Here is a 20,253-nt window from a genome sequence, read left to right as displayed (position 1 = left end):
CCTAGGCCCGGCCTTCCTCTACTGCGTGGCAGGCGACTTGCACGCCACGCAATGACAGGAGCGACGGCCGTTCAGTCTTGCAGCGCTCGTTGGCGAGCGGGCAGCGCGGGTGGAAGGTGCAGCCCGAGGGCGGATTGAGCGGGTTTGGCACCTCGCCCTGCACCGGCGTGCGCGAGCGACCGACGTGCTTCATCTGCGGAATCGCATCGAGCAGCATGCGGGTGTACGGATGCTGCGGCGATGCGAAGAGCTTCTGCTTGTCCGCGAGTTCGACCAGTCGCCCGAGATACATCACGCCCACCTGGTCCGCCACATGTCGCACCACCGCGAGGTTGTGCGAGATGAAGAGATAGGTCAGGCCCTGCTGACGCTGCAGGTCCTTCATGATGTTGAGCACCTGCGCCTGCACGCTCACGTCGAGCGCGGACGTCGGCTCGTCGCAGACCAGGAACTCGGGCTGCGTCGCGAGCGCACGGGCGATCGAGATGCGCTGCCGCTGTCCGCCCGAGAACTGGTGCGGATACTTCACCATGTCGGCCGGGCCAAGGCCCACGGACTTCAGCAGCTCGCCGACCCGCGCCTTGAGTTCCGGGCCCTCCTTCAGGATGCCGTGCTCCCGCAAGGGCTCGCCGATGATGGCTTCGACGGTCCAGCGCGGGTTGAGGCTGGCGTAGGGGTCCTGGAAGATCATCTGGATCCGCCGCCGCAGCGCGCGGCCTCCAGGCGTTTTGTAGGCCGCATGCACGTCCTGACCGTCGAAGTGCATGCCTCCACGCGAAGGCTCGTACAAGCCCACCAGCAGCCGCGCGACAGTGCTCTTGCCGCAACCGGATTCGCCGACAAGCGCCATCGTCTTGCCGCGCTCGATCGTGAAGCTCACGCCATCGACCGCGCGCAATAGCACGCGCGGCTTGCGCTCCAGCACCCGGTTGAGCCAGGGCGGCGAAACGTCGAAATTCTTGGCCAGGTCGTTGGCCTGCACCAGTGCGCTCATGCCGCTTCTCCGTAGGCCGGCGCGGCCTCGTGCAGCCAGCAGGCGGCCCGCGTGGCGCCGGCGTTCATCAAGTCCGGGCGATCGATCCTGCAACGATCGAAGACGCGCGGGCAGCGCGGATTGAACGCGCAGCCGGTCGGAATCGCGTTGAGCCTTGGCATGGCGCCGTCGATCTGGTTGAGGCGTTCACGGTCCATCGTCATGTCCGGGATCGAAGCCATCAGGCCCGAGGTGTAGGGATGCGCAGGCTGGTGGATCACCTCCTGCACCGGCCCGATCTCCGCGATGCGCCCGGCGTACATCACCGCCACGCGGTCGCAGGTTTCGGCGATCACGCCCATGTCGTGCGTGATCAGCATCACCGCCGCGCCACGCTCTTTGCAGATGCCCTTGAGCAACTGGATGATCTGCGCCTGGATCGACACGTCCAGCGCGGTGGTCGGCTCGTCCGCCACGATCAGCTTGGGCTCCGCCGCGAGCGCCAGGGCGATCACCACGCGCTGCCGCATCCCGCCGGAGAACTGGTGCGGGTAGTGGTCGATACGCTGCGCAGCGCCCGGGATGCCGGTGTCTTCGAGCAGCCCGATCGCGCGCCGCCGCGCCTCCTGCTCGTTGACCGGCAGGTGGGTGCGGATGGTCTCGGTGAGCTGCCTTCCGATCGTGTAGAGCGGATTCAGCGAGGTCAGCGGATCCTGAAAGATCGCCCCGATCTTGCGGCCGCGGATATGCCGCATCGCCTCGCTTCGGAGGTTGTCGATGCGCTGACCTTCGAGGCGGATTTCGCCGCCAGCCACGCGGCCAGGCGGCTCCAGCAGGCCGATGATGGCCGCGCCAGTGAGTGACTTGCCCGCGCCGGACTCGCCCACGACGCCAAGGATTTCGCCAGGCGCGATGTCGAAGGAGATGTCGTCCAGCGCACGCAGGGTGCCGTGTCGATGCGGAAACTCGACGACGAGGTTGCTGACTTGAAGAAGGCTCATTCGATCAGCTCCAGGCTCAGCGCAAACGGGGGTTCAGCGCATCGCGCAGCCAGTCGCCCAGGAGGTTCACGCTGAGCGCGATCAGAACGAGCATGAGCCCCGGGAAGACGGTGATCCACCATTCGCCCGAGAACAGGTAGTCGCGCCCGGTGTTGATCAGCGTCCCCAGCGAAGGCGATGTCGGCGGCACACCGACGCCGAGGAAAGACAGCGTGGCCTCCGTGATGATCGCGGTGGCGACATGGATCGTCGCGAGGACCATCACCGGCCCCATCACGTTGGGCAGTACGTGCCGCAGCATGATGCGCACGGGTGGCACGCCGGTGACGCGCGCGGCTTGCACGTATTCCTTGTGGCGCTCGACGAGCGTGGAGCCGCGCACCGTGCGCGCATACTGCACCCAGCCTGCGAGCGTGATCGAGATGATGAGCACGCCAAAGGCCAGCGAGCCGTGCGCATCGGGAAAGAGCGCGCGCCCGATGCCGGCAATGAGCAACGCGATCAGGATCGGCGGAAACGACAGCATCACATCGCACAGCCGCATCAGGAAGGCATCGAGCCATCCGCCGAAGAAGCCCGCGCACAGGCCGAGCACCACGCCGACCAGCACCGAGAGCACCACCGACACCAACCCCACCACGAGCGAGATCCGCGCGCCGTACATCAGCGCAGAGAGGATGTCACGCCCCTGGTCGTCGGTACCGAGCAAGAACTTGGTCGTGCCTTCGGCGCTCCATGCGGGCGGCAGTCGCGCATCACCCAGTTCGAGCGCCGCGAGATTGAAGGGGTCATGCGGCGACACCCAGTTGGCAAACACCGCACAGAAGACGCAGACGAAGGCGATCACCGCCGCGAGCATCGCCACGGGCGAGCTGCGGAAACTGTGGCCGACATCGCTGTCGAGCCAGCGCGCAATTGTCTTGTTCATCGTGGAAACGGAAAAAAGCGGGGCCCGCCACGGCGGGCCCCAGTCGCACGGGTCATCAAGCCATCAAGGCTGCTGTTGCGCCTTGATGCTCATCCACTTGAACATCATGAAGTTGTCGGCGAGCTGCGTGAGCTCCACCTTCTTGCTCACGCCCCATGCGAGCGACTGCTGGTGCAGCGGCAGGTGGCCAACGTCGTCCGCGTGGATCTTGAAGGCTTCCTTGATCATCTCGTCACGCTTCGCCTTGTCGGTCTCGGACTGAATCTTCCGGGTCAACTCGTCGAGCTTCGGATTGCAGTAGGAGCCGAGGTTGAACTGGCCAGTACCCTTGTCGTCCGGACAGGCCATCAGCGAGCTCAGCGCATTGTGCGAGTCGTAGGTGGTCGGCGTCCAGCCGAGCATGTAGAAGCTGGTGTCGCGACGCAGCACCTTCGGGAAGTAGCTGCCCTTGGTCTCGGCCACGAGGTTGATCTTGACGCCGATACGCGCGAGGCCGGCGGCAACGCCCTGGCAGATCTGCGCGTCGTTCACGTAGCGGTCGTTCGGGCAGTTCATCGACACTTCGAAGCCGTTCGGGTAGCCCGCGTCGGCGAGCAGCTTCTTGGCTGCATCGATGTCGTAGGGCAGGCGCTTGTCCTGCTCGGCGCTCCAGCCATTGATGCCGGGGCCGACCATCAGGGCAGTCGGGCGCGATGCGCCACGCATCACGGTCCGCTGAATGCCGGCAATGTCGATGGCCTGGTAGAAGGCCTGGCGAACGCGCTTGTCCTTGAAGGGGTTCTTGCCCTTCACGTTCGAATAGAGCAACTCGTCGCGCTTCTGGTCCATGCCCAGGAAGATCGTGCGCAGTTCGGGGCCGGTGATCACGCGTGCGTTCGGGCTCGAATTGATGCGCGCGATGTCCTGCACCGGGACCGGCTCCATCACATCGACTTCGCCGGAGATGAGTGCGGCAACGCGCGTCGCGGGATTCGCGATCGGCGTGAAGATGATCTCCTGCGCATTGCCTTCGATCTTGCCCCAGTAGGTCGGGTTGCGCGTGAACACGGTGCGCACGTCGGGCTGGCGCTCGCGCACACGGAATGGACCGGTGCCGTTGGCCTTGAACGAAGCGGTGTTCTCGACGCCCTTGCGCTTGTCGACCGGCTTGGCGGCGCCGTTCTCTTCGCACCACTTCTTGCTCATGATCATGGTCAGTGTGATCACGTCCGGGAGGATCGGGAAGGGGCCGTTGGTTTCGATCTCGACGGCGTGATCGCCGACTTTGCGCACTTCCTTGATGTCGCTCAGCGTGGCCTTCATGTCGGAGCCGTCGCCCTTCGCACGTGCGAAGGTGAAGACCACGTCATCGGCGGTGAACGGCGTACCGTCATGGAAGGTCACGCCCTTGCGCAGTTCGAAGCGCCACACGTTCGGCGAAGTCTGCTTCCAGCTCGTGGCGAGCAGCGGTGCGAGGCTCAGGTCCTTGTTGCGGCCCACGAGCGGCTCGTAGGCGTTGGCGGTCACGCTCAGCTGCAGCGATTCGTTGAGCGAGTGCGGGTCGAGCGAAAGTGCGTCCCCCTGGTTCGCGATGCGAATGGTTTGGGCGCCGGCCACCAGGCTTGTGGCCGTCAGCACGGACAGGATCGCGGTGGCGATCACTTTTTTCTTCAGACTCATGAAAAGCACTCCTCTGGGTTGGAAAAGTTCAAGCGGCCGTCTGGGCCATCTTGCTTCGTGGACTGCTGGCCTCCGCGGCCAGCGGCATGCCCTGCTCGATCAGACCCGCGTGCAGCGCGGCACCGAGCGGCAGGATTTCATCGTTGAAGTCGTAACGGCTGTTGTGCAGGAAGGCGCCGTCCTTCACGTCCTGACCAATGCGCAGGTAGGCGCCCTTCTTCTTCTGCAACATGAAGGAGAAGTCCTCGGCGCCCATGCTGGGTTCCATGTTGCGCTCGACGTTGTGCGCGCCAACCAGCGTTTGCGCAACATCGCCCGCGAACTGCGCCTCGGGCGCGGTGTTGATGGTGGCCGGATAGATGCGCTCGAACTTTACATGCGCCGTCGCACCGAAACCGGCGGCGACCGCCGAGCACAGTTCGGCAAGGCGGCGCTCGACCTGTTCCTGCACGCGCGAGCTGAAGGTGCGCACGGTGCCCACGAGCGTCGCCTTGCCCGGCACCACGGCCATTGCATTGAGATCGCCCGCCTGCACGGCGCAGACGCTGATCACTGCTGCGTCGATCGGTCGAACGTTGCGCGACACGATGCTCTGCACGGCCGTGATGATGTGTGCGGAAACCACCACTGGATCGACGGTGAGATAGGCATGTGCGCCATGCCCACCCTTGCCCGTGACTTCGATCGTGATGCGGTCGGCTGCAGCCATCATCGCGCCGCGATTGATGCCGACGGTGCCGGCGGGCAGCCCTGGCCAGTTGTGCATCGCATAGACGGATTCAACCGGGAAGCGGTCAAAGAGCCCGTCTTCGATCATCACCCGCGCACCCGCGAAGCCCTCTTCGCCGGGCTGGAAGATCAACACCGCAGTGCCGTCGAAGTTGCGCGTCTCTGCGAGATAGCGAGCCGCGCCGACAAGCATCGCGGTATGGCCGTCGTGTCCGCAACCGTGCATCAGGCCGTTCTTGGCCGAACGCCAGGCGAAGTCGTTGTCTTCGCACATCGGCAGGGCGTCCATGTCCGCGCGCAGGCCGATCATGCGTCCGCTTTCGACCGAACGGCCGCGGATCACACCGACCACGCCTGTCTTGCCGATGCCGGTGTGGATCTCGTCGACTCCGCAAGCCCGCAGGGCCTCGGTCACGCGACCGGAGGTGTAGACCTCCTCGAAGCCGAGTTCGGGATGCGCATGCAGATCGCGCCGGAACGCGGTGATCTCTGGATAGAAGCGCGCAATGTGCGCGAAGGCTCTTCCAGAGGCTTGCAAACTTGGTTCAGTCATCAGTGTCCTCCTGCAGTGCCGACACGCAAGCGTGGATCGACAACGAAGTAGAGCAGATCGACCACGAGATTGATGACGACGAAGATCAGCGCGATGAGGCAGAGATAGGCGGCCATCACAGGGATGTCTGCGAACGTCACCGCCTGAATGAACAGCAGCCCCATGCCGGGCCATTGAAAGACCGACTCCGTGATGATCGAGAAGGCGATGAGGCCGCCGAGCTGGAGCCCGGTGATGGTCATCACTGGCACCAGGGTGTTCTTCAGTGCGTGGCCAAAATGGATCGCGCGATCAGAGAGCCCGCGCGCGCGTGCGAACTTGATGTAGTCGGTGCGCAGCACTTCGAGCATCTCTGCCCGCACGAGACGCATGATGAGCGTGAGCTGGAAGATCGCGAGCGTTGCGGCGGGGAGCACGATGTGCGTCCATCCATCGGCGCGCAGCAGTCCGGTACTCCACCAGCCGAGTCGAACGACCTCGCCACGCCCGAAGCTGGGTAGCCATCCAAGAAGGACTGCGAAGACAAGGATCAGCAGGATGCCAACCAGGAAAGGCGGTAGCGACACGCCGAGCAGCGAGAGTGTCATGAACATCTGGCTCATGAAGCTGCCGCGACGCAGGGCAGTATAGACACCCATCGGAACGCCGATCACAAGCGCAAGGATTGCGGCGACCATTGCCAGCTCGAGCGTGGCGGGGAAGCGCTCCGCAATCAATCGCGACACCTTTGCACCCTGCCGCAAGCTCAAGCCGAATTCGCCCTGGGCTGCATTGACGAGGAAGTGCCAGAACTGGACGAAGAAGGGTTGGTCGAGCCCTAGCGAAGCGCGCAACTCGCGGATCTGCTCGGGCTTGGCGTCCTGCCCGAGCAGGAACACCACCGGGTCACCGACGTACTGGAAAAGAAGGAAGGCGATGAATGCAACCGCGACCATCACGATCACGGCCTGAATCAGGCGGCGCAGTACGAAAGCGATCATTCAGCGGATGAAGTGTTCATCGATGCTAGCAGGAGCAAGCTGCATGCCCATGCAGGAGTACCCCAGTGTGGTGCGCCCGCACACATCGCAGCGGCAACGAAAAAAGCCACTCGACTTTCGTCGAGTGGCTTTCAAGAACTTCCCATTGATGCTGGCTTACGCCAGCGTCAGATTAGAAAGCGTGACGGATGCCGAGGTCGTAACCCGTCGAGTTCTTCGGGGCGTAGCCGGTCGGGTTCACGAACGCGCCGGTAACTGCCAGACCGTTGCCAACCAGGGTGTTGTCCTTGTTGGTCACGTATGCAACCGTAGCGTACAGAGCGGTGCGCTTCGACAGGTTGTGCACGTAGCCGATAGCCCACTTGTCAGCCTTCGGATCTTGCAGACCGAAGAGCTGGGTCAGGTTTTGGCTGATAGCAGTCGTTGCACCCGGGATCTGGAGGTCGCTGTACTTGACGGCCGAGTACGAAGCGCGGATCAGGCCAGGGCCGACCGGCACGGTAGCGCCGAGCAACCAGCCCTTCGCGCCCGGATCGGTCAGACCGAAGGCGTTGAACAGGTTGGGGTTCGAACGGTCGGTTTCGTTCTTGGCAGACGAGTACTCACCGAAGAGCTTGACGACGCCGAAGTCATACGAAGCGCCGAGGTTCCAGGTCTTCAGCGTGTTCGTCGTGCCAGCGAAGAAGTCGTCGCCGATCGTGGCTTCGCCGTAAGCGAGAGCAACGTCCAGCGGGCCGTTGGCGTAGCCGCCGCGAGCACCGACGTAACGGCCGGTGCGCTGCGAGTTAGCCGTGTTCGGGGTCAGGATGCCCGGGTCATACTTCGACGCTTCGTTGAAAGCGTACATGACCTGACCATAGAAACCACCCAGGTTCGGCGGCAGGAAGTAGCCGACCGAGTTGCTGGCGCGGACATACATCTGGTTGGTCGTGAAGCCGGTGGGAGCGGGGATGGTCGCGCCGCCGTTGGCCGTCGAGATCAGGTTGGTACCAACGCCGTTGGTGCCGAACGGATCGAACACGGTGTCGTTCCAGAAGGTCGGGGTGTAGTCACGGCCGAGGCGGACTTCACCGAACGCGCCGGAGAGGCTCACGGTCGAACGACGGTTGAAGAGGCCAGTGGTCGACGTGCCGGTCACGTTTGCCACGTTGCCGCCGGTCGTGCCGTCGTCGTTGCCCAGACCAGCTTCCAGCCAGAAGCTAGCAGCCAGGCCACCACCGAGGTCTTCCGTGCCACGGAAGCCCAGACGGCTGCTGTTGTAGCCCGAGTTCGTCAGCTGGTTCTTTTGGAGCTTGACTTCTTGACCAAAGCCATTTTCCGACTTGTTCGAGTAGCCATTGATGGTGGCGTCGACCACGCCGAACAGCGTCACGGACGACTGAGCCGAAGCAACGCCGGCAACAGCCAGAGCAGCCAGGGCAACTAGAGATTTTTTCATTGCAAGTTTCTCCAAGGTTAAACATAGGGCTCCGGTGCGAAGGGCTCACCGTGACTGGCACTTCTGTGCTCCCACCGGACCCCGGGCCAACCTCCTTTTGGGAAGTTGTCGCTATTGCACCAGAGCCGCTTCGCAAGGGCAAAACAAATCGCCCGAAATGTCGGCTGGGCTCGACGTTTCGTTGCACGACTGCAACAAAGCATCTCGGACGCGCGGCGTACCGCGATGCGAAAGGCGCCCCTCGCGATTTGTGTCCTTTTGTAGATCGGTTCCAATTGCCCGATGAACCGATCGCTCGACTCCGTCCTGTCGGTGGCAGACGCGGCACTGCGCACCCTTTTCGCCAAGCCTCACTCGACACGGCCGACACCCTCGCCGGACGCGCCGCCCGGCACACTGACCGACGCGGAACGCCGCGAGGCAGGCGCGCTCATGCGCGTCAATCATGTAGGGGAAGTCTGTGCGCAGGCTCTCTATACAGCACAGGCCGCTGTGACTCGGGATCCGGCGCTCCGCATGCATTTCAATGATGCAGCACGCGAGGAGACAGACCATCTCGCATGGACGCAGCAACGGCTCGACGAGCTGGGTGCGCGCCCGTCCATGCTGAATCCGCTCTGGTACATGGGCGCGTTTGGCCTCGGTCTTGTTGCAGGGCGGCTCGGCGACGCGTTGAGCCTGGGTTTCGTCGCGGAAACCGAACGGCAGGTGGAAGCCCATCTGGACGGCCACCTCGACCGATTGCCTGCCGGCGATACGGCATCGCGCGCCGTGATCGATCAGATGAAGCTGGATGAAGCGCGCCATGCCAGCCAGGCCTGGAGCGCTGGCGCCAAGGAGTTGCCGCCGCCGGCCAAGGCGCTGATGCGTGTAGCTGCCAAGGTGATGACGACCGTCGCCCACCGCGTCTAACGGTTCGCGAGGGTCGCCTTGCTTTACAAGTCGATCAGGTCGAAGCTGGTCGTGATCTCGGCCGTCTTTTCAAGCATCACGCTGGCGGAGCAATAGGTCTCGTGGCTCAATGCGATGGCCCGCTCCACTGCGGCAGCGGGAATCCCCTTGCCTGCCACGGTGAAGTGCATGTGGATCTTGGTGAAGACCTTGGGATCCTTTTCCGCGCGCTCGCTGGTGAGCTTGACGCTGCATCGCTCGACCTGATGCCGACCCCGCTTGAGGATCAGCACGACGTCATAAGCGGTGCATCCGCCGGTGCCCGCAAGCACCGTTTCCATGGGCCGCGGCGCCAGATTCTGACCACCGTTCTCCGGCTTGGCTGCATCGGGCGCGCCATCCATCATCAGCACATGGCCGGTTCCCGTCTCGGCGACGAAGCCCATTGCCGATCGCGCGCCGGCGTTGCCGGTCCAACTCACAGTACATTCCATCTCAGTGGCTCCAAGGGTTCACGGACGCACGCAGAAAAAGAAAATCCGTACGGCGGCGTGAATTTGTGTTCGAAAAGCGTCACTCGCTTGTTGCAATGCAACAAACAGTCGATATACTTTATTTCATCGCACACGAAGCCGTGTGCACCGGTTGTCTCCTCCACCCTCCCAATTGGTGGATTTAGCCCCGAGCCGCAAGGCCCGGGGCTTTTTTCTTGGCGCAGCCGCATGCGGATCAGAGGCCTATGATCGCGGCCCTATGTCCAGCAACCCGAACCCGCCAGCCCATTCGCTCACCCCCGCCGACTACCTGAAGCGCATCCTCACCGCGCGCGTCTATGACGTCGCTGTCGAATCCGCGCTCGAGCCGGCGCGCGCGCTGAGCGCAAGGCTCGGCAACACCGTGCTGCTCAAGCGTGAAGACCAGCAACCCGTCTTCAGCTTCAAGCTGCGCGGCGCCTACAACAAGATGGCGCACTTGAGTCCCGAGCAGCTCGCCAACGGCGTGATCTGCGCCTCGGCCGGAAATCACGCGCAGGGCGTGGCTCTGGGCGCCAGAAAGCTCGGGACCCGTGCAGTGGTCGTGATGCCAGTCACGACGCCTCAACTGAAGATCGATGCGGTGCGAGCGCTCGGAGGTGAGGTCCATCTGCACGGCGACAGCTACTCCGACGCCTATGTCTATGCCCTTGAGCAGCAGAAGACGCACGGCCTGACCTTCGTCCATCCCTTCGACGATCCGGACGTCATCGCGGGACAGGGCACGATCGCCATGGAGATCCTCCGCCAGCACCAGGGGCCGCTCGACGCGGTCTTCGTCGCGATCGGCGGAGGCGGCCTCATTGCGGGCGTGGCCAGCTACATCAAGGCGCTGCGACCGGAGATCAAGGTGATCGGCGTGCAGATGAACGATTCGGACGCCATGATCCAGTCGGTCGCCGCAAAGCAACGTGTTTCGCTTCCCGACGTGGGCCTCTTCTCCGACGGCACCGCCGTCAAGCTGGTTGGCGAGGAGACCTTCCGGCTGGCATCCGGTCTGGTCGATGAGTACATCGCCGTCGATACCGATGCCGTCTGCGCCGCCATCAAGGACGTCTTCATCGACACACGCAGCATCGTCGAGCCCGCGGGTGCGCTCGCGGTCGCCGCGATCAAGCAGTATGTCGAGGAACGCGGCACGCGTGGCGAGACCTACGCCGCCATCCTGTGCGGCGCCAACATGAACTTCGACCGGCTGCGCTTCGTCGCGGAGCGTGCGGAGGTCGGCGAAGAGCGCGAGGCGCTGTTCGCCGTCACGATCCCCGAGGAGCGCGGAAGCTTTCGCCGCTTCTGCGAACTGGTCGGCCAACTGCCCGGTGCTTCGCGCAACGTCACGGAGTTCAACTACCGCATCAGCGACTCGAAGGAAGCGCATGTGTTCGTCGGCCTGACCACCACGGCGCGGGGCGAATCCAGGACGATCGCCGACATCTTCGTCGCGCACGGCTTCGGCGCGATCGACCTCACGCACGACGAGCTTGCGAAGGAGCACATCCGCCACCTGGTTGGCGGCCGGACGGGCCTCGCACACGACGAGAGGTTGTTGCGCTTCGTGTTCCCGGAGCGTCCCGGCGCACTGCTGAAGTTCCTGAGCCTGCTACGGCCCAACTGGAACATCAGCCTCTTCCACTATCGCAACCAGGGCGCCGACTACGGGCGAATCCTCGTCGGCCTGCAAGTTCCTGCGACCGACGACGTGGCTTTTGACGAATTCCTGCAGACGCTGGGCTACCCCTTCGTCGAGGAAACCCAGAACCCCGCCTACCGCCTTTTCCTGCAGGCCTGAGCCGGCGCGATCAGGTCGGCTCGGCCGGCGGCGCCATCACCGGCGCGACCCCTGGTACGGGGAAGTTCGGCGGGAGCGGTGGCGGAGCCGTCACGGCAGGCGGCGCACCCGCCGGTGACTGCGGTGCCGCAACCGCCGGTTGCGGCGGTGCTGCGAAGGCCGGTTGTGGAGGCGCCATCACCGCCGGCTGCGACGGCTGAAATGGTTGCGGCGGTGACGGGATGGCCAAAGGCCGCGTCGGCAGTTGCAGCGTCAAGGCCGCCTTGCCATCTGCGCTCGGACCAAGAGCGGCTCCCCGCGTCGTCACCGACTGAAGCACGAACCCATCAGCCACCTTGGCGCCGACCTTGAACGGGCGCGCAGGCTTGCCATCGACCGCGATGAGTGCAGCGCCCTGCTGATCCGCATCTGCCACCACGCCGAGCAATGCGAAACGGCTTGCGGCCTCGGGTGTGGCAGCAGCGACAGGCTGGTTGGAGACAGCGCCCAGCATCTGGGCCACAGCAGCCGGATCGGGCTCCAGCGCGGCCTTGAGGACGGCCGGCGGCGCGATCGCGTCAGAGGGCGCCGCCAATCTCAGCCCCCAGAACACGACGCTCGCTGCCGCGAGCGCCCAGATACCGGCCGTCGTAGCGGCTGCGGGCCATCGGGCAGGTGCGTAAGGGACTGACATAAGGCCGGATTATCATTCAGCGAACACCGGCGACGTCGCCCTCCCTCACGGGTTCTCATTCAAATCCATGCCCCTTTCCTACCGCTCCATTTCGCGCACCCTGCAGCGCGGCTTCACGCTGATCGAACTGATGGTGGTGCTGGTCATCATCGGCGTGCTCGCTGCGCTGATCGTGCCCAACGTCATCGAACGCGCGGATGACGCGCGTGTGACCGCAGCCAAGACCGACATCAACAACCTGATGCAGGCGCTCAAGCTCTACCGGCTGGACAACCAGCGCTACCCGACCGGAGAACAGGGCCTGCAGGCACTGGTTGCACGCCCCACCACCGGGCCGGCGGCACCCAACTGGAAGCCCTATATCGACAAGCTCCCCAACGATCCCTGGGGCCATCCCTACCAGTACATGAATCCGGGCATCAAGGGCGAGGTCGACGTGCTCTCGCTCGGCGCCGACGGCCAGCCCGGCGGCGAGGGCAAGAATGCCGACATCGGCAGTTGGCAGTAGGCGCGGCTGGCGACCTTTCCGGCAGGCACGCCGCGCAAATCGCGGATTCACGCTGCTCGAGCTCCTGGTCGTGATCGCGATCATCGCGGTCGCCACCGCGGGCGTCAGCTTCGCGATGCGTGATTCCAGCCAGGCGGCGCTCGACCGTGAAGCGGAAAGGCTCGCAGCGCTGTTCGAATCGGCGCGTGCGCAGTCGCGTGCCAGCGGCATTGTCGTGCGCTGGCGGCTCACGCCGGAAGGCCCTGGCAACTTCACTTTCGACGGCTTGCCGGCCGGCACGCTGCCGAACACGTGGCTCGCCGAAGGCATCGCGGCCCAGCCGATGTCAGCGGCCCGCGTGGCGCTGCCGGCACTGCAGCTCGGGCCCGATCCGATCATCGCGTCGCAGCAGGTCCTGCTGACCTCCGAGACGCTACCCAATCGCAGCCTGATCGTAGGCACCGACGGCCTGCGGCCGTTCACGGTGATGACGCCATGAGGCTCGCTCGCCAAGCCGGCTTCACGCTGATCGAAGTGCTCGTCGCGCTGGGTATCGTCGCGATCGCGCTGGCCGCCGGCACGCAGGCGACCATGGCGCTCACACGCAATGCGCAGCGCCAGTCCGACGTCATGCTCGCCCAGATCTGCGCCGAGAACGAACTCATCAAGGCACGTCTCGCCAAGCAGTTGCCCGCGGTCGGCGATTCGGGCCTGACCTGCGTCCAGGCCAACACCGAGTTCGGCGTGACGGTCTCGACCAGCGCCACGCTGAATCCCAACTTCCGCCGCGTGGACGTGCAGGTCGTCGATGTGTATCAGGCGCCGGTGCTGCGCGTGTCGACCGTCGTGGGGCGCTACTGATGCGCCGCTCGAAAGGCTTCACGCTCATCGAGCTCCTGGTCGCGATTGCGGTCATGGCGCTGCTCGCGATCATGAGCTGGCGCGGCTTGGACGGAATGGCCCGTGCGGAAGCACAGAACCGCGAGCGCGGGGACGCGATCCTCACCCTGCAGACGGCCCTGAGCCAATGGGGCGCCGACCTCGACGCCACGGTGGCACTGTCACGGATACGCGCCATCGACTGGGACGGTCGCGTGCTGCGCCTCACCCGGCGCAGCACCGATGGCGACACGCCGCGCGTCTATGTCGTGGCATGGGCGCTGCGAACCGATCCCGCCACGGGGACACGTTGGCGCCGCTGGCAGTCGCCGGGCTTCACCACCCAGGCCGATTGGCAACAGGCATGGGAGCGCGCGGCTGCGTGGGCGCAGGGCAGCTCCAACGATGCGGGCGACGCCGAAGTCGACCTTCTGCCGATGCAGGAATGGCAGATCTACTACTTCCGCAACGACGCCTGGGGCCCGGCCGTCAGCGCCGATGCGCTGGGCACCAGCACGCCTCTGCCTGACGGCGTCAGGCTGGTCATCAACATTCCCCCGGGCGCAGCGCTGTCAGGCACGATCACGCGCGACTGGGTGCGTCCTTCCGTCACGGTGCCCAAGTCATGAAGCGGACCCAGCGCGGCGCGGCCCTGCTGGCCGCCATGCTCACCGTGACGCTGGTCGCGACCTTCGCGGCGGCTGCGCTGTGGCAGCAGTGGCGTTCCACGGAAGTCGAAGGGGCCGAGCGGGCTCGCGTGCAGTCGGGCTGGGTGCTGGTCGGGGCGCTGGACTGGTCACGGCTGATCCTCCGCGAGGACGCCCGCGCGAGCGCGGCCAGCGGCGGCGCCGATCACCTCGCCGAGCCTTGGGCCATTCCGCTGGCGGAGGCAAAGCTGTCGAGCTTCCTGGCAGCGGACAAGAACATCTCCAGCGACATGCTTGAAGGCGTGCCGGACGCCTTCCTTTCGGGGCAGATCATCGACGCGCAATCCAAGCTCAACGTCATGAATCTGGTCGCGGACGGCAAGCCGGTGGAATCGGCCGTCGCAGCGTTCAACAAGCTCTTCCAGTTGCTCGACCTGCCAGCGGCCGAGGTCGGCGTGCTCGTCAGCAACCTGCAACTGGCACTGCCGCCGGCCGCAACCACCAGCAGCAGCGGAACAACGGGCACTACCACGACCACGACAACCGGAACGACTTCGACCACGTCGACCGGATCGACGTCCACCACGTCCACGACCGGAACAACCGGCACGACAGGCACCACGACGACAAGCAACACCCCGGGCACCGGGCCGCTGATTCCCCAACACACCTACCAACTCGTCTGGCTCGGGCTTTCCTCATCGACCGCGGCGGCGCTGGAACCGTACGTGACAGTGCTCCCGGTGCGAACGCCGCTCAACCTGAATACGGCCACTGCCGAAGCGATCTACGCGAGCGCGCCGAAGCTCGATATGGCCAGCGCCAAGCGCCTGGTCGAACGCCGCTCGCGGAGCTATTTCCGAACCGTTGGCGATGCCAGTGCGCTAGTACAGGAAAGCTCGACCCAGTTCACCGACACCAACCAATACAGCGTGGCCACGAGCTACTTCGAAGTGCAGGCGCGCTTGCGCCTGGACAGCGCATGGGTCGAGGAACGGACCCTGCTTCAGAGAGACGGTATCAACGTCCGCATCGTGTGGCGTGAGCGTGGCGCGGGCGCCACGGTCCTGCCGCCGAAAACCTGACGGCTGAGTTCAACTGTCATTGATTAGGTCAAGAATATTCGCAACGCGCGCAGCTCCTGTATGGGACGCTATCAAATCTGTAGCGGCAATTGTCGTCCCGCACCTACAATGACGACCCTTTTTCTCCGTCCATGTCCGTGCTGCTTGTAACTATTCCTCTCACATCCGGTTCGGTCACCGCCGAATACGGCTGGGCGGACTGGTCCGGCGACGGCCGCAGGCTCAACGCCCAAGGGACCGCGCCCGCGGCCCTGTTGCCGTCGAGCGATGAAGTCGTGCTCTGCGTGCCGATTGCGGCACTGTCCTGGCATCAGGTCACGCTGCCGCAGGGCAGCATGAGCAGCGGCGCCAAGCTGCGCTCCGTGCTCAACGGCCTGCTTGAAGACCATCTCCTCGACGACCCCGAGTCCCTGCATTTCGCGCTGGAACCCGGCGCCAGCGCGGGCGCCCCGATCTGGGTGGCCGCATGCAACCGGATCTGGCTGCGCAGCGCCGTCCAGGCGCTGGAGGCAGCCGGCCGCCGCGTCGCACGCATCATTCCCGAATTCGCGCCCGCCCCTGCGGACGGCCCTTCGATGCTCTTCGTCATCGGCGAGCCCGACGCGCCGGTCTGCGTGATCACCGGCCCGGACGGCGTCACGACGCTGCCCTTCGACAGCACGGGCCTCGCACTGGCGGGCACGCTTCCGCCCAACACGAGCGCAATGGCTGAACCCGCTGTCTCCGAGTTGGCCGAAAGCGTCCTCGGCCAGCGTGTGCCGATCATCAAGCCCGCCGAGCGCTGGCTCCAGGCCAGCGAATCGCCCTGGGACCTCGCCCAGTTCGACCTCGCCTCCACCGGACGCGCCCGCGCGACCAAGAAGCTCGCAGCGATCTCGCGCGAGCTCTGGCGCGGCCGCCGTTGGCGTGCGGCACGCTGGGGTGCGCTAGTGCTGGTGCTGGCACAGCTCATCGGCCTCAATGCATGGGCATGGAAGGAGCGCAACGCCCTCGAAGCCAAGCGCGGCGCGGTGCGCAACGTGCTCACGCAGACCTTTCCCTCGGTGCAGCTCGTGGTCGATGCGCCGGTGCAGATGTCGCGCGAGGTCGCGGCGCTGCAGCAGGCCACCGGTGGCGTCACGTCGAGCGATTTCGAACCCATGCTGGGTGCGCTCTCCGCGAGCCTCCCGCGCGGGCGCGTGCCCACGGCGATCGATTTCGGCGGCGGTCAGCTTCGCCTTCGCGGGCTGGGTCTGAAGCCTTCAGAACTGACCAACGTGACCTCGGCGCTTTCTTCGCGCGGCTACAGCGCGCGCAGCGAGGGTGACCTGCTCCTCGTGCAGGCGGAGGCAATGCGATGAAGTGGACCGAAACGGTCGAAGCCCGCTGGCAAGCGTGGTGGCCCGAACTCGAAGCGCGCGAGCAGCGCCTCGTCATTGCCGCCGGCGTGCTAGTGGTGGTTGCTCTCTTCTGGTGGATCGGCCTCGCACCAGCCCTGCGCACGCTGTCTTCCGCCCCTGCCGAACACGCGCAGCTCGACGCGCAACTGCAGAACATGACGAACCTGCAGGCGCAGGCCAAGGCACTTCAATCGCAGCCGCGCGCGAGTCGCGACGACGCCATGCGCAGCCTCGAAACCTCCGTGCGTGAAGACCTGCGCGGCGCGGGCCAGTTGCAATCCGCAGGCGTTGGCGAAGGCGCGACCATCGCAGTGCGCGGCGCATCCGCCGAAACGCTGGCGCAGTGGTTCGCGCAGGTCCGCAGCAACGCCCGGGCGGTGCCCCGCGAGGTCCACCTGACGCGCAACACGCAACAGAGCGCACAACCTGGCGGCAAGTCGCCTGCGCCTGGCGCCGCTGGTCCCTCCGGCACCGAACCTTCGGGCTCGCGCTGGGACGGCACTCTCGTCATGAGCCTGCCGGCACGCTGAATCATGGCAACACCACGTCCCGCCCTGAGTTCCGACGGCGCCTCCGGCTGGCGCTGGGCGGCGCTCGGCGGGTTGGTCGGCATCGCGATCGCGCTTTCCTTCTTCGCGCCGGCACGTTGGCTGGCGGCCGGACTGTCCCAGTGGAGCAACGGCCACCTGAAGCTGGTCAATGCACGCGGGACGGTCTGGACCGGTACGGCGGGTCTGGTGTTTACGAGCGGCGCGGGTGGTGCCGAAGCGGTCTCGCTGCCGGGCAGCCTCGGCTGGACGCTGCGCCCCCGCTGGGACGGCGTCGCCGCCGCGCTGGACATTCCCTGCTGCGCCACCAAACCCTTGGAACTCAGGGCGCGGCCGCGCCCCAACGGCCTCGAACTCGCATGGGGCGATGGCCAGTCGCGCTGGCCCGCCGCAATGCTGACTGGCTTCGGCGCGCCCTGGAACACGCTCAAGCTCGACGGCACCATGGACGTCTCGATGCAGTCCTTCGCCTTGAAGTGGAACGGCCCCCAGCTCTCGTTTGCAGGCCGCGCAGTTCTCGACGCGACCGACATTTCCTCCAGTCTCTCGACCCTGAAGCCCATGGGGAGCTATCGGGTCGCGCTCGAAGGCGGTCCTTCGCCGAGTCTGCTCCTGACCACGCGCGAAGGCAGCGGCCTGCAACTGAGCGGCAGCGGTCGATGGAACGGCTCCACGCTGCACTTCGATGGCGAGGCCAGCGCCGCGCCAGGACGGGAGGACGCGCTTTCGAATCTGTTGAACATCATCGGACGGCGCGAAGGCGCACGCTCGCTAATCACACTGGGATGACCATGAAGAAGCCCAAGACTTCGTACGGTGCGCGCATCGGCACCATCGCGCTCGCCGCACAGATGTTGATTGCCGCGTGCATTCCGTCGGCCTTTGCGCAGGACGCACCGCGCCGCGGCGAACCCATCACGCTGAACTTCACCAACGCCGAAATCGAATCGGTCGCCCGGACCATGGCGGTCGTGACCGGCCGGGACGTGGTGGTCGACCCGCGCGTGAAGGGCACCGTCACGCTGCAGACCGATCGCGCGATCCTGCCTGAAGCCGCATTCAACCAGTTCGCCGCAGCGCTGCGGCTGCAGGGCTTTGCGATCGTGCAGGCCGATGGGCTCTACAAGATCGTGCCCGAGGCCGATGCCAAGCTGCAGAGCACTTCCGTGACCACGGCCACGCCCACCTCGAACCTGAGCGGCAACCAGATCGTCACGCAGATCTTCAAGCTCAACTACGAATCGGCCAACAACCTGCTGCCGGTGCTGCGGCCGCTGATCGCGCCTAACAACACGATCAACGTGAACCCGGGCAACAACTCGCTGGTCATCACCGACTACGCGGAGAACATGCGCCGGCTGGCCCGCATCATCGCGTCGCTCGACGTGCCGAATGCCTCGGACATCGAGGTCATCCCGCTCAGGCATTCGGTCGCGACGGATCTTGTGCCGCTCGTGACCCGGCTCATCGAAGGCGGCTCGGGCACGGCTGGCGTGCCGGGCGCTCCACCGGGCACTGCCGACGCATCGTTCCGGACCACGCTGCTGGCCGAGCCGCGCAGCAATTCGCTGATCCTGCGCGCCGCCAACCCGGCGCGTGCGCAACTCGTCCGCACGCTGGTCGAGAAGCTCGACCGGCCGCCCGCCGACAACGGCAACGGCGCTGCGGGCAATGTGTACGTGGTCTATCTGAAGAACGCCGACGCCGTCAGGTTGGCTGCGACGCTGCGCGCGGCCATCGCTGCGCAGGGCGGCGATCGGACCGCCGGGGGAGCCAGCGCGACGCCGGTCACCGGGAACACCCAGCCTGCAGCGCAACTCGCTGCGGCGCAAGGCACCTCCGGGGCATCGATGCAGGCGACCGCGCCAGTCAACAACGCGAACCAGCCGTCGACCGGCGGCCAGATCCAGGCCGACCCCTCGACGAACTCGCTGATCATCACCGCCGCAGAGCCGCAGTACCGCCAGTTGCGCGCCGTCATCGACAAGCTCGACGGCCGTCGCGCGCAGGTCATGATCGAGGCGCTGATCATCGAGGTCAGCGCCACGCGAGCCGCCGAGTTCGGCGTCCAGTGGCAAACGGCAGTCGGCACCCGAGGCGTGATCGGCACCAACTCCAGCCTCACCGGCGCGAACATCCTGGCGCTGACCGCAGCGCTCGCAGGCGGCACAACGTCGGCGCTGACGACCCTCGGCACCGGCATGAACATCGGCATCGGACGCCAGACCTCCGGCGGCTTCGTGATCAACGCGATCGCCAACTTCCTCGCTTCGAACCAGGAAGGCAATCTGCTCTCGAAGCCGAACCTGCTGACCCTCGACAACGAGGAAGCAAAGATCGTGGTCGGCCAGAACGTGCCCTTCGTCACCGGCCAGTTCACCAACACCGGCGCGACCAACGGATCGGTCAATCCTTTCCAGACGATTGAACGCAAGGACGTCGGCCTGACCTTGCGTGTGCGCCCGCAGATCAACGAGAACGGCACGATCAAGATGACCGTGTTCCAGGAAACTTCCACCGTGCAACCCGGCACCGAGAATGCGCTCAACGGCCCGACCACCAATAAGCGTTCGATCGAATCGAGCGTGCTGGTCGAAGACGGTGGTCTCGTGATGCTGGGCGGCCTCCTGTCGGACAACTACAGCAACAGCCTGGAGAAGATCCCGCTCGCCGGCGACATCCCGGTGTTGGGCAATCTGTTCAAGAACGAGACCCGCTCGCGCGCGAAGGTCAACCTCATGATGTTCCTGCGCCCGGTGGTGGTGCGCGATGGCTTCACGACGGAAAGCCTGGCCTACGATCGCTACCACATGATTCAAGCCGACCAGATGCAAGGGCAGCCTGAAGGTGGCAACGTCATGCTGAACAACGTGCCCGAGTCCGGCGTGCTTCCGCCGCCTCCGGTTCGACCGCAGAGCAACAGCAGCGGTGGTGGTGGCAGCAGCAACAGTGGCGCGATCGAGGGCACGGTGCTCATCCCGCCGCCCTCGCCGACGTCCACGCGGCTCGCGCCTTCGCCGCTCAGGGGCGCCCTGCCGCCGACAGCGGACCCCGCGAGTTCCAGAGAGCTGCCCTGACAACGGC

At 65.4% G+C, this 20,253-nt stretch carries 20 protein-coding genes; 11 read left to right on the top strand and 9 right to left on the bottom strand.

What is annotated here, in order from left to right:
- Window position 1 precedes the first annotated feature (1 nt).
- From FHW64_RS08300 to FHW64_RS08270, 7 genes are all read right to left on the bottom strand, one after another.
- A complete protein-coding gene (locus tag FHW64_RS08300) occupies window positions 2-994 on the bottom strand; it encodes an ABC transporter ATP-binding protein (RefSeq protein WP_184524961.1) in 993 nt (330 codons plus the stop codon).
- Window positions 991-1,974 carry an ABC transporter ATP-binding protein gene (locus FHW64_RS08295; RefSeq protein WP_184524959.1) on the bottom strand — a complete coding sequence of 328 codons (984 nt, stop codon included), beginning with the start codon at window positions 1,972-1,974 and terminating at the stop codon, window positions 991-993. The genes FHW64_RS08300 and FHW64_RS08295 overlap by 4 nt, the downstream gene beginning before the upstream one ends.
- A gap of 16 nt (window positions 1,975-1,990) precedes the next feature.
- Entirely contained in the window at window positions 1,991-2,902 is a 912-nt protein-coding gene (locus FHW64_RS08290) for an ABC transporter permease (RefSeq protein WP_184524957.1), read from the bottom strand.
- A gap of 63 nt (window positions 2,903-2,965) precedes the next feature.
- Complete coding sequence (locus FHW64_RS08285) at window positions 2,966-4,561, bottom strand: ABC transporter substrate-binding protein (RefSeq protein ID WP_184524955.1); 1,596 nt, start codon at window positions 4,559-4,561, stop codon at window positions 2,966-2,968.
- 28 nt (window positions 4,562-4,589) lie between these two features.
- Window positions 4,590-5,843: a M20 aminoacylase family protein gene (locus tag FHW64_RS08280; RefSeq protein ID WP_184524954.1), complete on the bottom strand. Its 1,254-nt coding sequence runs from the start codon at window positions 5,841-5,843 to the stop codon at window positions 4,590-4,592.
- Complete coding sequence (locus FHW64_RS08275) at window positions 5,843-6,823, bottom strand: ABC transporter permease (RefSeq protein WP_184524951.1); 981 nt, start codon at window positions 6,821-6,823, stop codon at window positions 5,843-5,845. The genes FHW64_RS08280 and FHW64_RS08275 overlap by 1 nt, the downstream gene beginning before the upstream one ends.
- Before the next feature lie 172 nt (window positions 6,824-6,995).
- Window positions 6,996-8,261, bottom strand: a complete 1,266-nt coding sequence (locus FHW64_RS08270; RefSeq protein WP_184524949.1) for a porin — start codon at window positions 8,259-8,261, stop codon at window positions 6,996-6,998.
- A gap of 282 nt (window positions 8,262-8,543) precedes the next feature.
- On the opposite strand from FHW64_RS08270, the gene coq7 reads away from it, so the two are divergent.
- The gene (gene coq7 / locus FHW64_RS08265; RefSeq protein ID WP_184524947.1) at window positions 8,544-9,173 is read left to right on the top strand and encodes a 2-polyprenyl-3-methyl-6-methoxy-1,4-benzoquinone monooxygenase; all 630 of its coding nucleotides are present in this window, start codon (window positions 8,544-8,546) and stop codon (window positions 9,171-9,173) included.
- 23 nt (window positions 9,174-9,196) lie between these two features.
- Here coq7 and FHW64_RS08260 read toward each other — a convergent pair whose 3' ends face one another.
- Window positions 9,197-9,646 carry an OsmC family protein gene (locus FHW64_RS08260; RefSeq protein WP_184524945.1) on the bottom strand — a complete coding sequence of 150 codons (450 nt, stop codon included), beginning with the start codon at window positions 9,644-9,646 and terminating at the stop codon, window positions 9,197-9,199.
- A gap of 259 nt (window positions 9,647-9,905) precedes the next feature.
- Between FHW64_RS08260 and ilvA the strand changes: the two genes are divergently transcribed.
- Window positions 9,906-11,471 (top strand): threonine ammonia-lyase, biosynthetic, encoded by a 1,566-nt coding sequence (ilvA, locus tag FHW64_RS08255; RefSeq protein WP_184524943.1) that lies wholly within the window; start codon window positions 9,906-9,908, stop codon window positions 11,469-11,471.
- Between the two features lie 10 nt (window positions 11,472-11,481).
- Here ilvA and FHW64_RS34700 read toward each other — a convergent pair whose 3' ends face one another.
- Window positions 11,482-12,144 (bottom strand): type II secretion system protein N, encoded by a 663-nt coding sequence (locus FHW64_RS34700; RefSeq protein ID WP_311733270.1) that lies wholly within the window; start codon window positions 12,142-12,144, stop codon window positions 11,482-11,484.
- A gap of 67 nt (window positions 12,145-12,211) precedes the next feature.
- Here FHW64_RS34700 and gspG point away from each other — a divergent pair, with 67 nt between their 5' ends.
- From gspG to gspD, 9 genes are all read left to right on the top strand, one after another.
- Window positions 12,212-12,652, top strand: coding sequence for a type II secretion system major pseudopilin GspG (gene gspG, locus FHW64_RS08245; protein WP_184524941.1), 441 nt, complete (start codon window positions 12,212-12,214; stop codon window positions 12,650-12,652).
- On the top strand, window positions 12,627-13,130 hold the full coding sequence (locus tag FHW64_RS08240) for a type II secretion system protein (protein ID WP_184524939.1): 504 nt from the start codon (window positions 12,627-12,629) through the stop codon (window positions 13,128-13,130). The genes gspG and FHW64_RS08240 overlap by 26 nt, the downstream gene beginning before the upstream one ends.
- A complete protein-coding gene (gene gspI, locus FHW64_RS08235) occupies window positions 13,127-13,492 on the top strand; it encodes a type II secretion system minor pseudopilin GspI (RefSeq protein ID WP_184524937.1) in 366 nt (121 codons plus the stop codon). The genes FHW64_RS08240 and gspI overlap by 4 nt, the downstream gene beginning before the upstream one ends.
- Window positions 13,492-14,139 carry a type II secretion system protein J gene (locus tag FHW64_RS08230; RefSeq protein WP_184524935.1) on the top strand — a complete coding sequence of 216 codons (648 nt, stop codon included), beginning with the start codon at window positions 13,492-13,494 and terminating at the stop codon, window positions 14,137-14,139. The genes gspI and FHW64_RS08230 overlap by 1 nt, the downstream gene beginning before the upstream one ends.
- Entirely contained in the window at window positions 14,136-15,242 is a 1,107-nt protein-coding gene (gene gspK, locus FHW64_RS08225) for a type II secretion system minor pseudopilin GspK (RefSeq protein ID WP_184524933.1), read from the top strand. The genes FHW64_RS08230 and gspK overlap by 4 nt, the downstream gene beginning before the upstream one ends.
- 131 nt (window positions 15,243-15,373) lie before the next feature.
- On the top strand, window positions 15,374-16,582 hold the full coding sequence (gspL, locus tag FHW64_RS08220; protein ID WP_184524931.1) for a type II secretion system protein GspL: 1,209 nt from the start codon (window positions 15,374-15,376) through the stop codon (window positions 16,580-16,582).
- Window positions 16,579-17,151 (top strand): type II secretion system protein GspM, encoded by a 573-nt coding sequence (gene gspM / locus FHW64_RS08215; RefSeq protein ID WP_184524929.1) that lies wholly within the window; start codon window positions 16,579-16,581, stop codon window positions 17,149-17,151. Before gspL ends, gspM begins: the two co-directional genes overlap by 4 nt.
- A 3-nt stretch (window positions 17,152-17,154) precedes the next feature.
- A complete protein-coding gene (gene gspN / locus FHW64_RS08210; protein ID WP_184524927.1) occupies window positions 17,155-17,958 on the top strand; it encodes a type II secretion system protein N in 804 nt (267 codons plus the stop codon).
- A gap of 2 nt (window positions 17,959-17,960) precedes the next feature.
- Window positions 17,961-20,246: a type II secretion system secretin GspD gene (gspD, locus tag FHW64_RS08205; RefSeq protein WP_184524925.1), complete on the top strand. Its 2,286-nt coding sequence runs from the start codon at window positions 17,961-17,963 to the stop codon at window positions 20,244-20,246.
- The last annotated feature ends 7 nt before the right edge of the window (window positions 20,247-20,253 follow it).

It is taken from the genome of Variovorax sp. Sphag1AA (genome assembly GCF_014192575.1).
GTDB lineage: Bacteria > Pseudomonadota > Gammaproteobacteria > Burkholderiales > Burkholderiaceae_C > Variovorax.
This window is presented reverse-complemented; position numbering and strand designations above follow the sequence as displayed.

Coding starts and splice junctions, on each gene's coding strand:
- gspD (WP_184524925.1), top strand. CDS start 17,961: ATGAAGAAGCCCAAGACTTCGTACGGTGCGCGCATCGGCACCATCGCG.
- FHW64_RS08295 (WP_184524959.1), bottom strand. CDS start 1,974: ATGAGCCTTCTTCAAGTCAGCAACCTCGTCGTCGAGTTTCCGCATCGA.
- FHW64_RS08275 (WP_184524951.1), bottom strand. CDS start 6,823: ATGATCGCTTTCGTACTGCGCCGCCTGATTCAGGCCGTGATCGTGATG.
- gspI (WP_184524937.1), top strand. CDS start 13,127: ATGAGGCTCGCTCGCCAAGCCGGCTTCACGCTGATCGAAGTGCTCGTC.
- FHW64_RS08260 (WP_184524945.1), bottom strand. CDS start 9,646: ATGGAATGTACTGTGAGTTGGACCGGCAACGCCGGCGCGCGATCGGCA.
- FHW64_RS08240 (WP_184524939.1), top strand. CDS start 12,627: ATGCCGACATCGGCAGTTGGCAGTAGGCGCGGCTGGCGACCTTTCCGG.
- gspK (WP_184524933.1), top strand. CDS start 14,136: ATGAAGCGGACCCAGCGCGGCGCGGCCCTGCTGGCCGCCATGCTCACC.
- gspG (WP_184524941.1), top strand. CDS start 12,212: ATGCCCCTTTCCTACCGCTCCATTTCGCGCACCCTGCAGCGCGGCTTC.
- FHW64_RS08230 (WP_184524935.1), top strand. CDS start 13,492: ATGCGCCGCTCGAAAGGCTTCACGCTCATCGAGCTCCTGGTCGCGATT.
- ilvA (WP_184524943.1), top strand. CDS start 9,906: ATGTCCAGCAACCCGAACCCGCCAGCCCATTCGCTCACCCCCGCCGAC.
- FHW64_RS34700 (WP_311733270.1), bottom strand. CDS start 12,144: ATGTCAGTCCCTTACGCACCTGCCCGATGGCCCGCAGCCGCTACGACG.
- gspM (WP_184524929.1), top strand. CDS start 16,579: ATGAAGTGGACCGAAACGGTCGAAGCCCGCTGGCAAGCGTGGTGGCCC.
- FHW64_RS08290 (WP_184524957.1), bottom strand. CDS start 2,902: ATGAACAAGACAATTGCGCGCTGGCTCGACAGCGATGTCGGCCACAGT.
- gspL (WP_184524931.1), top strand. CDS start 15,374: ATGTCCGTGCTGCTTGTAACTATTCCTCTCACATCCGGTTCGGTCACC.
- gspN (WP_184524927.1), top strand. CDS start 17,155: ATGGCAACACCACGTCCCGCCCTGAGTTCCGACGGCGCCTCCGGCTGG.
- FHW64_RS08300 (WP_184524961.1), bottom strand. CDS start 994: ATGAGCGCACTGGTGCAGGCCAACGACCTGGCCAAGAATTTCGACGTT.
- FHW64_RS08280 (WP_184524954.1), bottom strand. CDS start 5,843: ATGACTGAACCAAGTTTGCAAGCCTCTGGAAGAGCCTTCGCGCACATT.
- FHW64_RS08285 (WP_184524955.1), bottom strand. CDS start 4,561: ATGAGTCTGAAGAAAAAAGTGATCGCCACCGCGATCCTGTCCGTGCTG.
- coq7 (WP_184524947.1), top strand. CDS start 8,544: ATGAACCGATCGCTCGACTCCGTCCTGTCGGTGGCAGACGCGGCACTG.
- FHW64_RS08270 (WP_184524949.1), bottom strand. CDS start 8,261: ATGAAAAAATCTCTAGTTGCCCTGGCTGCTCTGGCTGTTGCCGGCGTT.